Consider the following 13112-nt stretch of genomic DNA (forward strand, 5'->3'; position numbering starts at 1 on the left):
GGTAATTGCAACCGCCGGTTGACACATTTTCAAGCGCACTTGGTAGTTGTCAACCGGTTTTTTTGCTATACTTGCAGCAGATACCAGTTATGATATGCTGAGCGGCGGCAGATGAAGATCGGATAATCCGGCCGGCTGGCATATAGTATAATTAACTGCAGGAGGATTTATATGAATTTAGCAGAAAAAATAATGACTCTGAGAAAAAAGAGAGGGTGGTCGCAGGAAGAACTCGCCATGCAGCTTAACATTTCCCGTCAATCTGTATCTAAATGGGAAAGCGGAGCTTCGATTCCGGATCTGGATAAAATTCTTAAGCTCAGTGAAATTTTCGATGTGACCACAGATTATCTTCTGAAAGAGACTGAGGAAGAAAGCGGAGATTGGAAAAGTGAGAGAGAGGTATCAGAGAGACCAGGCGTGATGCAGCAGATGGAAAGAGCCGGTTTTTTGGAAGAAGAGCAGACGGGAAATTGGCAGGAAGAACAAGTCGGGAGCTGGAATGCAGAGTATCCGGAAGATTCCATGAGGATGAGAGAAGACACAGCGGAAGCCAGAGAGAACATAGAGGTGACAGAGGAAGAGGCGGAGCAATGCAACGATCATCTTTCGACAGTATACTGGTGTACGATCACCGCTGTTTACCTGGCTGTCAGCCTTCTCACAGGCTGGTGGTACAGAACCTGGATCATTTGGCCGACGGCAGGCGTTTTTTATGCGGCTGTCCTTGCGGTTGCAGAGATGGTACGGAAAAAGAAATGAAAAGAGACATGAGAAAAGCAACGGTTAATGCACGAAACAAAGTACAGTATATGCAGAAAAAGCTGTCAAAAAGCGGCGGAGCCAATTCCTATTTTTTAGATGGGAATTGACTCCGCCGTTTTCATAAGGTATAATAAAATTGCTGTATACATTTTCGTGTACAAATGACATAATTTTATAAATAGCAGATTAAAACAGACAGCATGGGACAGGTGATACAGATGGCAGATTATTTTACTCCGGATGCGGAACAGTTTGTCGGAACAGCGGCAGCACATACGATAGGTTTGATGATTGGAAATATAAACGGGATGGTTAGGCTGATTCTGGATATTCCGGAGAAATATAATGCTCTGGGTATCATTTCTTCACGAACTGGTACGGTGGCCCAGGCCATTGCCATTGACGATGCGGTGAAGGCGTGCAATGCAAAGCTGCTTCGATTTGAGATGGCCATTGACGCCGGAAGACAGTGCGGGCAGGGCTGCCTTTTTATACTGGGAGCGGAGACGATCTCTGACGCCAGAAAAGTGGTGGAGGAATCTCTGCATAATATTGATTACTGGTCTCAGTGTATTTACATTAACGAAGTAGGGCATATGGAGTCCCATGTGACGCCCCGTGCGGGCGAGGTGCTCCATGAGATTTTCGGAACACCTGTGGGAAGAGCGTTCGGTGTGGTAGGCGCAGCGCCGGCGGGCGTGGGCATTGCCGCTGTGGACAGAGCAGTGAAGGCGGCACCGGTGGATATCGTCTGGTACGGTTCGCCCAGTCATAATCTGCGGATGATGAATGAGTTCGTCGCAGGAGTGACTGGAGATATCGCGGCGGTACAAAAAGCTATGGATGTGGGCAAAGAAACAGGATGCCAGCTGCTGACAGCTCTGGGGATCACTCCGATCTCCATACAGGACGTGGCGGAAGAATGTGGGGAGGATTATCTGAAACGCAATATGTCTCCGGCAGTCTGCCAGGAGGAAAAAGCAGCATCCATCCATATCAACAAAAAATGTGATGAAGAACGATAGTATATAGGGAGAAAGAGAACATGGGAAAGAAAGCTTTGATCGCCATGAGCGGAGGCGTGGATTCATCAGTGGCGGCTTATCTGATGAAGGAGGCCGGTTATGACTGTATCGGCGTGACGATGAAGCTCTATGATAATGAAGATATTGGAATGGAGCAGGAAAAGACCTGCTGTTCCCTGAGTGATATAGAGGATGCCCGGAGTGTGGCTGTGAAGCTGGGCATCCCTTATTATGTGTTTAATTTTAAGGCGGATTTCAAGGAAAAGGTCATTGATAATTTTATTGAGAGCTACCGATGCGGCATGACGCCGAATCCATGCATCGAGTGCAACCGTCATCTGAAGTTTGCCCATCTCTGGCAGAAGGCCAGGGAGCTGCAGTGTGACGTGGTGGTCACCGGCCACTATGCCCGGATCACAGAAGACGGGCAGGGATATCATTTGCTGAAAGGAAAAGACAGCGCCAAAGACCAGAGCTATGTGCTCTATTCACTGACGCAGGAGCAGCTGGCTCACACCTGCTTTCCTCTGGGAGGTTATACCAAGGAAGAGATCCGGCGGATTGCCGAGGAGCAGGGCTTTTTCAACGCCGCCAAAAAAGACAGCCAGGACATTTGCTTCATCCCGGACGGGGATTACCGGAGCTTCATCGAGAAGACTACGGGGCAGAGCAGTCAGCCGGGTGACTTCGTGGATAAGGACGGAAATGTACTGGGAACTCACAAGGGTTACTACTGCTATACCATCGGTCAGCGCAGAGGTCTTGGTATTTCCGCGCCGCAGTCTCTCTATGTGACGGAAATTCGTCCGGAGGAGAATAAAGTGGTGCTTGGCAGCAACGATGATCTGTTCCACAGCCATCTGACAGCGGATAACTTTAACTGGATTGAGGAGGTACGGCCGGATGAAGTTATCAAGGCAAGGATACGATATCATCAGGTGGAAAAGGAAGCCACCGCCCGAGTGACACAAGATGGCCGAGTGGAAGTAGACTTCCTGGAACCTCAGAGGGCGATTACAAAAGGGCAGTCTGTGGTTCTCTACCGGGGAGACGCCGTGGTGGGCGGCGGAAGGATCATCGAATAAAGTGCGGCAGTCCGCATAAGTGCGATAGCAGGGGACAGAGTGTGATAATAAGAATAAGCGCAACAGCGTAAATAGAGAGTGACAGTATAAAAAGGAGCCTTTGTGAATGGATTTCCAATCGTCAGATCAGTAATCTGACTACAGGAATCACATGACAGAAGGCTCCTTTTGCATGTTAATATTTGGCTTTTATTTTTTGGTGTCAGTTTGTTTGATCGTGCCGACCGCTTCCATGAATTCCGGCAGAATGTCTTCCGGTACTTCCATCTCGCCCTGTCCTTTAAACAGAGAAATGTGAGGCTTGTTCTGGCCGTGGAAGTCAGTTCCGCCGGTGAGCAGCAGAGAGTGCTGTTTGGCAAGGCTCTTCACAAAGTCCTCTTCCACCGGAGTATAGGTATTGTAATATGTCTCAATACCGGTCAGTCCGGCGGCTTTCAGCTCGGCAGCCAGCTCCGCTTTTTGGGCAGCGTCCAGCTTCTTATAGTACATCAGGTGCGCCAGCACAGCGAAACCGCCGCTGTTTTTGATAAGAGAGATGGCTTCCTGCGGAGTCGGCATGATTCTCTCCACGTAGCAGCATCTTCCTTCGGCAAGATATTTGTCAAAGGCTTCTTTTACAGAAGAAACATAGTTCTTCTTAAGAAGCTGTTTTGCAATATGCGGTCTTGCGATGGTCTCGTTGGGATCTGCCGGACGGATATCTTCCATGGTAATCTGGAATCCCTGTTCCTGCAGTTTCTGAATGATTTTCTCATTTCTGCCGTCACGGCTCTCACGGCATACTTTCAGACGCTCCAGAAGCTCGGCGTTATGAATGTCAATGTTATAGCCCAGGATATGAATCTCTACGCCGTGGTAGTCGGTGGAGATTTCCACACCCGGAATTGCTGTCAGACGGTCTTTATACTTCTCAGCTTCTTTCATAAATTCAGGAATGCCGGCGACGGTGTCATGGTCGGTAAGAGCGATGACTACCGGATCTTTTTTCTTTCCTGCGGCCGCCATGGCCGATGAAACAACCTGCGCCGGGGTAAGTGTACCGTCCGATGCGGTGGAATGAATGTGTAAATCGATATACGTTTTCAAAATGTAGTTCCTCCGTAAAAATATAAAAATTCGGCAGGATCAGTCTGCCCGTATGTTTCTTGTGCATACCGGCGTATTCTGCGCGGTATTTCGTATTTATTATGGCAGAAAACAGGTGAAAAAGCAACGGTTTTAAAGGAGAGGAATATTTGTAATAATGGCACAAAAGTGTTACAATACAAACTAAGCTTATTGACTGATTGACGGAGGATGAACAGATATGGAAGACATTATTAGAGCGCTGCTTGATGTTGTCAGAGCACAGCATTCAGCAGCGGAAGGCACAGATGAGGCGCCGTTCGATATGAATGATATTGTGGATATGGCTATGAATATTGTAGGCCGTCCCGATGAGTCAGAGGAAGTGGCGGAGATGGTAGACTCCATACAAAGACTTGTGGAGACGCTGGCGCCGGATATCTTTCCGCCAAAACCTTTTGAGGAAATGGATGATACGGAGCAGGCTGCTTCTGTGGCAAGTATGATAGAAGAACGTCTTCGCAGAGGAATGACCGGGAGACGTGCTGCGTCAGAGAATTCCGCAATGGAACAGCAGGCGGAGAACACGCATATGGAACAGGCGGCAGAGAACAGCCGGGAAGAGGGTATACAGGAGAATGAGGATAATGCGGATGCCGGTATGCATGGCAGCGGGGCTTCGCAGGAACCGGCCCGGCCGGAAGAAACGGAAGACTCGTATGAGACGCCGGCACAGGAGGCGGTTCCTGATTCGGCAGATTCATTTGATGCGCAGCAGACAGCGGAGTTAAATGATCTGATTTATAAAAATCTCATGGAAATGATGGGAATGCAGAATCCTCAGGTGGAGTATCCTTTTGACCTTTCTCAGATTCAATATGGCAGAGAGAAGTCTGTTACAGAGATGCTGGAAGAGGAACGCCAGGAAGAAGAACGTCTGAAAGAAGAGAGTCGGCAGAGGGAGGAGGCGCTGCAGAATACGGCCCGGACCATGAACCGGAATCAAACGGTACAGCAGGAGACAGAAAATCATCCCCGCTCTGCCTGGGAGCTTGCGCAGGACGCCATCGACAGGGATGAGCAGGCTCACGAGAAGGAGCCGTATATCCCGCAGGTACTGGATGATGAGCCGGCGACAAAGTCTGCTTCTCAGCTTGCAGCGGAGGCTATCCGCCGTTCACAGGAAGAAGACAGAGAAAAACTTGAAATCGAGAAACAGGCGGAACGCCTGATGGAAGAGGCGAAGAAGCGCGGACAGGACCCGATGAAGTTTGCGCTTCACCAACAGGAGATTCTTCGGTATATGGAGAAAAACAGCGATGAGCTGGTTTCCTTTGAGGACTATGAGGATCTTTCTCCGGAAGAAAAATATGAGATCGAGAGACAGCTTCATATTGAAAAACAGCTGGCAGACGGCGTACATCCGGATGAAGTGGATGACCAGGTGCCGGAAGAGTTTATTCCGGAAGAATTAAAAGCTGCGATGACAGACGCCAGGGAAGCAGGTGCCGGAGCAAACAGCGGCGCCGGAGATAATGAAAATGAGGCGGAGACCTCTCCGAAAGAATCTGTCGGGGAGACACCGTCCGCTCCGGTGTTGACAGAGGATATGCTCCGTCAGCTCAGCCAGGAGGTCATCCGGGAGAATTCTGAGATGATTCTGTCAGAAAATGAGAACGAAGATATGGACAGTCTCAACGACCTGATTATGGAAAATATCAAAAATATGATGAGCGGCAGCGGAGCCGCAGTGCCGCAGGAAAATGTGGGAGATCTTCTTGCACAGGCAGCAGCGGCGGCAAAAGGCGAGACGGGAAGAGGAGCAGCGTCAGGCTCCGGCACAGAGAAAGAATCCGCGCAGGCTCCGGGGAAAGAATCGGAAGAACCATTGCGGGGCTTATCTGCAGTGGAACTGGCGAAGGCGGCGCAGAGGGCGGCCAAACCGGAACCGCAGGAAGTGAAAGAGGGTAAATCCGCAGTGGAGCTGGCAAAAGAAGCGCAGGAAAACGCCAGAAAAGCCCGGGCGGCAGAAGAAGGCGCCGGAGCCGGCAGCGGAGCTGCCAGCCGTGGACCGGAGTCCAAAGGCCAGGAAGAACAGGATTCTAATCTGCAGCATCAGGAGAAGGATCAGGCTGAAGCAGATGAGAGAGTTTCGGATATAGACTCTGAAGAAGCAATAAAGGGGGAAATAGCGCAGTCTCAGACTATTCCTCACGAAGACGAAGTTCTGTCAGAGACAGAGAATAATACAGAAGAAAAAGGCGAAGAGATGGATAGCGCTGACAGTGATGCGGCAGAAGATGACAAATCCGTACAGCAGCCGGATGAAGCCGCTGCTGAAGCGGCAGCCGGTGAAAGTGAGCCAGATCCTGCAGTGCAGGAAGAGGAGCCGGAGGAAGAATATGAGTACGTAGATCCGGACGAACTGGTGCTCGGCGAGCACACTCAGGCAGAGATTGACGAGGCTCTTGATAATCTCAATAGTCTGGGATTGGAAGGTGAGGTCTATGAGCGTGCCAAACGGATGCTCCTGTTAGAACTGGCCGGTTCAGAAGGTGAACTTGACGCATGGCTCCGCGAACAGGAGAGCGGCAAAAAGAAAAAAGCAACTGTGTCAGCCCTGGATGGTGAAGAAGACAGCCTTGACTTAGACGATCTGGATGAGGATATGCTGGAGAAAGAGCTGGAACTTGCCATGGATGAGGACTTCCTGGTGGATGATGATGAAGAAGACGCAGAATCGGTCGATGACGAGCCGGAAGACGAAGAATCCGGCAACGAAGAATTAGCGCATGAGGAACATACAGAAGAAGAAACCGGGGAAGACGAAGAATCTGCGGAAGATGAACCGGCACAGGAATCTTCCCCGGAAGAGCGGGAAGATATGTCTGCAGACGTCATCTCTGAAGTGGAAGTAGAGGACACAGTTCCGATTCCGGAAGCAGACAGAAGACATTCGGCTATAAACCGTACGGCGCGGGCGTCAGTCTCCAGGAAAAAGGTAGTAAAACGCAGGGAGAAAAAAGCTGCGGAAGGCGCAGCCCCAGGAAAAACTGCCGGTGAGGCAGCACGGACTACGGCGGATGGAACCGGAAAAACTACCGGGGAGAAGGCTGCCGGAGAAGGAATATGGACGGATCAGGCAGGACCGGCAGAGAAGAGAGAGTATCAGGTGTCTCTTCGTCATCCGTTTGTGCTTAAGAACTCGGCCAGCTTCATGGATCAGTTTGAAAAATATATTGCCGACACCCAGGAGAACCGCAAATTAAGCACCGGCTTTAAGAAGCTGGATGCCATGCTGCGCTATGGTCTCCACAAAGGAACCTATTTTATCGATTCCAAACCGCAGTACCTGAAGAACAGCTTTATGCAGCAGATGGCAGACCGGGCAGCGGAAAGCGGCGTGGATGTGCTGTACATTTCCACGGAACTGTCCCGGTATGACTTGATGGTGGATACCATTTCAAGACTCAGCTACGAGATCCATCAGGGAGATCCTGACAAGGCGGTCTCCGTCATGTCCATCATGACCGGCGAAGACGGCGCGGATCTGGAGTCTCTGAAAGATGAGCTGAACTGGTACAGAGGAAGAATCAGCGAACATCTCTATATTCTCGATCAGGAAGTCGTGGCAGAGTACACCGACGCCATGGAAGACGCTTCCGCCGGGGATATTCTTGGAGAACTCATCCGCTCCATCGTGCGGGACGGCGTTCATAAACCGGTTGTCTTCATTGATAACATTGAAAATATTCTGTCGGTGGAGGATACCGAGGATATCAAGCCTTTGATGGAAGGCATCCGCCGGCTGGCCGGAGAGCTGGGAATCCCGATCATCATGTCTTACGGATACGCCCAGGCGGAAAGCGAGACGGAGATGAGCGGAGAAGAAAGCCGCTTCCACGAGCTGCTGGGAAATATGTGCGACGTCTATATGGAACTGCAGTATGCGGATATGATTACGGAGGATTCCGTGGAGATCACCGAGGAAGATATTGCGGAGATGGTTGAAGAGGGAGACAGTCTGCTCATTAACGTCCTTCTTCACAGAAACCGTCGTCCTCTGCGGGCGTCCTGCCAGATTCAGGGAACACCGAAGTTTAATTACTTTGAAGAATAATATACGGCGGCGGATGAAATAAAGAAACGCCGGCGTAATACAAAAAAAGGGTCATTGCGGGAAATGTATGATGATACATTCCGCAATGACTTTTTTTGGTATTATTAATTGATTGCTCAGATTAATACCCCAGATCATCGGTAACCGCTTCCACCTTGTCGCTGATTCTGCCCAGCTCCTCAGTAGGCTCATAATCTTTGGTTCCATAGAGATATTCGTGAGCCTGTACGGTATTGGAGTACACGGTCAGCGGGAATCCGTAGTAGATTCCGCCGTAGCGTTCATCTACGGACTCAAAAGGATAGGCCTGGGAATCCACAATGCTGTAACGAAGAAGACTCATGGTCAGCGAAGTCATATCTCCTGTGGAAAGACTCGTCTTACATTGTGGGATGACGGTGTCGGCCAGTGCCTTCAGTTTCCATGGCTGCTGTTTTACTTTTTTCACGATGCCTTCCACGACCAGACGCTGATGATTGGCACGTTCGTGGTCGCCTCCTTCCATATAGCGGATGCGTGAGTAGGCCACCGCCTGATTGCCGTCAAAGGTGTAGGTACCCACTTCGTCAAACTTTGGAGAGTCGCCGCCGTTGATCTTATTCATATTCCCAATATAATCGTTCAGATTTTCCAGTTCCTTTTCCGATTTGATGGTGAGCTCAATACCGCCCAGAATATCTACTGCGTCAGCCAGTGCCTTGAAGTTGACGGTGGCAAAATCAGTGATATTCAGATCCAGATTCCGGTTGATGGTATTTATGGCCTGTTCAGGGCCGCCATAGGCATAGGCAGCATTGATCTTGTCGTATTCTCCGTCAATGCTCACGTAAGTATCGCGGTAAATGGACATCAGTTTGACATCCTTGCTGGATTTGTTGATGCTTACGATGATAATGGTATCGGTTCTTGAACCGACGTCCTTAATCTTGTTGTCCTGATTATCGACGCCAAACAGGGCAATAGTCTGGTAATTGTTCATGTTATCGTCCTTATCATTGACGACGATATCCGACATATTCAGCTCATACTTTTCAACCTTATTAAAAGCGGACCGCAGAAAAAGAAAGAAAAGAGCAAAAATAATCAGAATGAGCAGAATAAGCGGTAAAAGGATTCGTCCAAGACATCCCCTGTTTTTTTTCCGCTTTGGAGGCCGGCTGTTTCGGGTATCGTATCTGTTGTCGGGAACAGCGGATTTGGTCCGGCTGCCGGAATGTCCTCCGGATTGAGATTCTTCAGCGGAATGCCGCTTTTTTCTACGCTCATCATCAAGCAGTCGGTAAGAAGCGTTCTGTGCGGAACGATAACTCAATGAACTCGTAGAACGTTTTTTGCTGTGTTTGTTGGATGAGGATGATTGCATAAAGCACCTCTCTTTTCTGTAATGTCTCAGGCGTCTTTCGATGCCGTGCGTGATGTATGAGTAATGTATTGGCACGTACATTGATGATGAACGTGCCGGTACAATAATAATTAATATGCGTTTTTATTTATAAATCCTTTGAATACCGTTAGGAAAAGAATCTTGATATCAAAGGTCAGGGTCCAGTTTTCAATGTAGAAAAGGTCATGCTCAATACGTCCTTCTATGGAAGTATCACCGCGGAAACCGCAGACCTGAGCCCACCCGGTCATGCCCGGGCGAACCTGATGTTTGATCATATACCGAGGTATTTCCTCTTTAAACTTCTCAACGAACAAAGGGCGCTCAGGACGTGGTCCGATCAGGCTCATGTCTCCCTTTAAAACATTGAATAGCTGCGGCAGTTCATCAATACTTGTTTTGCGGATTATACGGCCAACAGGGGTGACACGGGGATCGTTGTGGGTGGTCCACGCCGTTTTCTCTTTGGAAGGAGACTGTACCCCCATGGAACGGAACTTGTACATTTTAAACGGCTTATTGTGAAGTCCTACCCTTTCCTGACAGAAAATAATCGGTCCCGGCGAGCTTTTTTTCACAAGAAGAGCAACAATCAGCATCAGCGGTGAAAAAATAACAATGCAGACCAGGGAACCTACGATATCAATAGCTCTCTTGATAAACTTATTGACCGTGTTGGTCAGGGGAACATCCCTGATATTGATAACAGGGAGACCGTTCAAATCCTCTGTGACAGGATTTGTGGTGATAAATTTGTAATAATCCGGAACGAACTTGGTATGCACGCCGGATTTTTCACATATGTTGACAATGTTCTCAAGCTTGAAATATTCTTTCAGGCTCAGCGTGATGACAACTTCGTCCATAGTAGTATTCTGCAGATATTTTTCAAGATCTTTGATCTTGCCGATGTAGAAAATGTTTTTGTACTGAAAGTTCTCGTTGAGATTATCATCAAAAATACCGTGGATCATATAGCCCCATTGAGGATTGGCCTTGATGCGGTCGATATATGCCTCTGCGGCGGCGCTGAAACCGATGATGATAATATGTTTTAAATTATGACCGCTGCGGCGGGCACGATGGAGGAAATTCTTGATGAGGAAACGTTCCCCCAGAGTGGCGCACATGCTGATAATATAAAATGTCGCGATCAGGCTTCTCGGTACGTGCTCTATCTTCATAAAAAAGATGTAGATGAATAAAAATAATATACCGCAGGTATTTGCCTGAATCAGATTTTTATATTCGGTCGACTGATTTTGATACCGCTTGGGTTTATAAAGATTAAACTTGGCGTATAAAATAAGATAGACCGGAACGAGAACGAGAAGCATGCTCTGATACTGCCACAACTCTCGGTAAAATGATACCGGTGGTAAAAATAAACCGAAAAGATATCTTGTAAAAGGATTCTTGAAACGGATATAATAACTGAGGCAGAAAGAACAATAAATAACTACGGCGTCAATGACAACATGAAGCCGGTTAAAATACTTTTGATTCTCTTTAATCATAATTTTATCCTTACTCATCCGGGACTGTACCCGGCACAAAACAAAAAGTGACTGGTTTCTTTTCCTTATTATATAATATTTTACGCAAAAATAACAGGAGTTTACACAGGGATAATTTACTGTGAATTTCTAATCTATGATACAATAGATTAAATTATTCCACAATATTTATTTTGTGTTTTTTCGTGGAAAATCATATAACGGGGAGAAAATAAGCGAAAATGACCATGTTTTGACCATGAAAATGACACAATTTATTCACATATCATTGCTAAGATATGCATATCAAATCGAAAGAAAGGGGTTGGCGATATGAGCGAATTTGATTATAACAATACAAATGACGGTCTGAATAATGACAATACTGATGACAGCCTGAATCATGATCCTGCCGGGAATGACAGCCTGAATGATGACGCTGGCTGGAACAAACCGGGCGACGATATAGATACAGCGGTTTCGGAGGAAACAGGAACTTCTTCTTATGAGCCTGCTGCAGCCGATACCGCACCGGCGGACGGTACGTATCATTATGTGGGAGATCCTTACAGAGAGGAATCCGGTACTGCGTCCGAAGATGGAAGAAATCCAAGATACCGTTATCAGGGCCAGCAGAACGCACAGTATAATAATTCCTTTTCGGAGGGAAGCTGGCAGGGTGACGGAACTTCGGCGGACAGCCAGCAGGATGCACAATATAACGGCGGCGCTTATAATGAAAGTAGCCAGCAGTATTACAGCAGCATTCCGGATGAACCAGATAAAAAAAGAGGTGGGATGGGAATGAGAATAGCAAAAATTGCAGGAGCTGCTCTGTTGTTTGGTATAGTGGCAGGTGTAGGTTTTGCGGGAGTTTCCATTGCAAGAGACCGGCTGATTCCATCAGCGACAGAGAGAGTGCAGACAACAACAGTGCAGAACAATGGTTCCGATGACAGTTCCAGTTCTTCTGCATCTGCGCAGGATATTTCCAATGTGGTTGATGCGGTAATGCCTTCTGTGGTGTCCATTACCAGTACAACACAGGTTTCCAATTATTTCTTTGGAACTCAGGAATCTGAGGGCGCCGGTTCCGGATTTATTCTGGCAAAGACCGATGACGCACTGATGATTGCCACCAACAACCATGTGGTGGAAGGAGCCAATGCATTGACTGTCGGTTTCTCAGACGGAACGACAGCGGACGCCACCATTGTGGGAACGGATTCTGACGCCGACTTGGCAGTGATTTCCGTACAGGCCAGCGGGCTTTCCGAAGACACATTATCCACCATCAAGGTTGCGGTACTGGGAAGCTCTGATGACCTGAAAGTAGGAGAAACTGTGATCGCCATCGGAAATGCGCTGGGTTACGGACAGTCCGTGACAACGGGCGTTGTCAGCGCCAAGGACAGAGAGGTTTCCTTCACAGACGGAACCATGACTCTGCTGCAGACAGACGCAGCCATCAATCCTGGAAACAGCGGCGGCGTTCTTGTGAATCTGAACGGCGAGGTCGTAGGTATCAATAACGCGAAACTGGAAGATACTTCCGTAGAAGGTATGGGTTATGCGATTCCGATATCCACAGCGCAGGGAACCCTGGAGACTTTGATGAATTCCGGAAGCATACCGGAAGGAGAAGCCGCATATCTGGGTATTCTCGGAAGAACCATCGATTCTACTTATTCTGAGGCGCTGGGTATGCCGAGCGGCGTATATGTTTCACAGGTAGTGGAAGGTTCTCCGGCCGAAACAGCAGGAATTGCTGCCGGTGATGTTATTACCGGATTTGAGGGAAATACAGTTTCTACCATGGACGGACTGAAAGACAGGATTTCCGCACAGCAGGCCGGCACGGAAGTACAGATTACTCTTCAGCGTGCAAATCAGAATGGAACTTATGAGGAACAGACAGTGACGGTAACTCTTGGAAAAGAGAGTGATTATCAGGATGCTGAGACTGCCACGGAAGAATCTGCCGACACTACAGAGCAGGATTCCCAGCAGTATGGAACCGATCCGTACGAATATTATAACGGCGGAAACGGAAACGATTATTACAGCAGTCCGTATGATTACTTCTTTAACTAGACAGATTGTGAATAACCTTCTTGTATATACCAATAAATAAAAGAACCGCTGCTTTACAGATTATCGATTCTGCAGAGC

The 13112-nt window shown here is 48.2% G+C and carries 8 protein-coding genes; 5 read left to right on the forward strand and 3 right to left on the reverse strand.

Annotated features, from left to right (window positions below):
* The first annotated feature begins 171 nt into the window (after positions 1-171).
* The 3 genes from B5F87_RS21640 (at position 172) to mnmA (ending at position 2875) form a co-directional block, all read left to right on the forward strand.
* Positions 172-762, forward strand: coding sequence for a helix-turn-helix transcriptional regulator (locus B5F87_RS21640; protein ID WP_343215711.1), 591 nt, complete (start codon positions 172-174; stop codon positions 760-762).
* A gap of 221 nt (positions 763-983) precedes the next feature.
* Positions 984-1790 carry a propanediol utilization microcompartment protein PduB gene (gene pduB / locus B5F87_RS02130; protein WP_087276201.1) on the forward strand — a complete coding sequence of 269 codons (807 nt, stop codon included), beginning with the start codon at positions 984-986 and terminating at the stop codon, positions 1788-1790.
* 20 nt (positions 1791-1810) lie between these two features.
* Positions 1811-2875, forward strand: coding sequence for a tRNA 2-thiouridine(34) synthase MnmA (mnmA, locus tag B5F87_RS02135; protein ID WP_087275977.1), 1065 nt, complete (start codon positions 1811-1813; stop codon positions 2873-2875).
* 189 nt (positions 2876-3064) lie between these two features.
* Here mnmA and B5F87_RS02140 read toward each other — a convergent pair whose 3' ends face one another.
* Positions 3065-3961: a PHP domain-containing protein gene (locus B5F87_RS02140; RefSeq protein WP_158096921.1), complete on the reverse strand. Its 897-nt coding sequence runs from the start codon at positions 3959-3961 to the stop codon at positions 3065-3067.
* Between the two features lie 220 nt (positions 3962-4181).
* Here B5F87_RS02140 and B5F87_RS02145 point away from each other — a divergent pair, with 220 nt between their 5' ends.
* Positions 4182-8060: a DnaB-like helicase C-terminal domain-containing protein gene (locus B5F87_RS02145; protein WP_087275983.1), complete on the forward strand. Its 3879-nt coding sequence runs from the start codon at positions 4182-4184 to the stop codon at positions 8058-8060.
* 121 nt (positions 8061-8181) lie between these two features.
* On the opposite strand, the gene B5F87_RS02150 is transcribed toward B5F87_RS02145, so the two are convergent.
* A complete protein-coding gene (locus tag B5F87_RS02150; RefSeq protein ID WP_087275986.1) occupies positions 8182-9423 on the reverse strand; it encodes an LCP family protein in 1242 nt (413 codons plus the stop codon).
* A 110-nt stretch (positions 9424-9533) separates the two neighbouring features.
* On the reverse strand, positions 9534-10961 hold the full coding sequence (locus B5F87_RS02155; protein WP_087275989.1) for an undecaprenyl-phosphate glucose phosphotransferase: 1428 nt from the start codon (positions 10959-10961) through the stop codon (positions 9534-9536).
* 312 nt (positions 10962-11273) lie between these two features.
* On the opposite strand from B5F87_RS02155, the gene B5F87_RS02160 reads away from it, so the two are divergent.
* Complete coding sequence (locus B5F87_RS02160) at positions 11274-13034, forward strand: trypsin-like peptidase domain-containing protein (RefSeq protein WP_087275992.1); 1761 nt, start codon at positions 11274-11276, stop codon at positions 13032-13034.
* Positions 13035-13112: the final 78 nt, after the last annotated feature.

The sequence above is a fragment of the Eubacterium sp. An3 genome (genome assembly GCF_002159465.1).
Classification (GTDB): Bacteria; Bacillota; Clostridia; order Lachnospirales; family Lachnospiraceae; genus Anaerobutyricum; species Anaerobutyricum stercoris.

Bases quoted from the DNA above. Each gene is read 5' to 3' on its own strand.
- B5F87_RS02145 (WP_087275983.1), top strand. From the start codon at position 4,182: ATGGAAGACATTATTAGAGCGCTGCTTGATGTTGTCAGAGCACAGCAT.
- B5F87_RS02150 (WP_087275986.1), bottom strand. From the start codon at position 9,423: ATGCAATCATCCTCATCCAACAAACACAGCAAAAAACGTTCTACGAGT.
- B5F87_RS02155 (WP_087275989.1), bottom strand. From the start codon at position 10,961: ATGATTAAAGAGAATCAAAAGTATTTTAACCGGCTTCATGTTGTCATT.
- B5F87_RS21640 (WP_343215711.1), top strand. From the start codon at position 172: ATGAATTTAGCAGAAAAAATAATGACTCTGAGAAAAAAGAGAGGGTGG.
- B5F87_RS02160 (WP_087275992.1), top strand. From the start codon at position 11,274: ATGAGCGAATTTGATTATAACAATACAAATGACGGTCTGAATAATGAC.
- pduB (WP_087276201.1), top strand. From the start codon at position 984: ATGGCAGATTATTTTACTCCGGATGCGGAACAGTTTGTCGGAACAGCG.
- mnmA (WP_087275977.1), top strand. From the start codon at position 1,811: ATGGGAAAGAAAGCTTTGATCGCCATGAGCGGAGGCGTGGATTCATCA.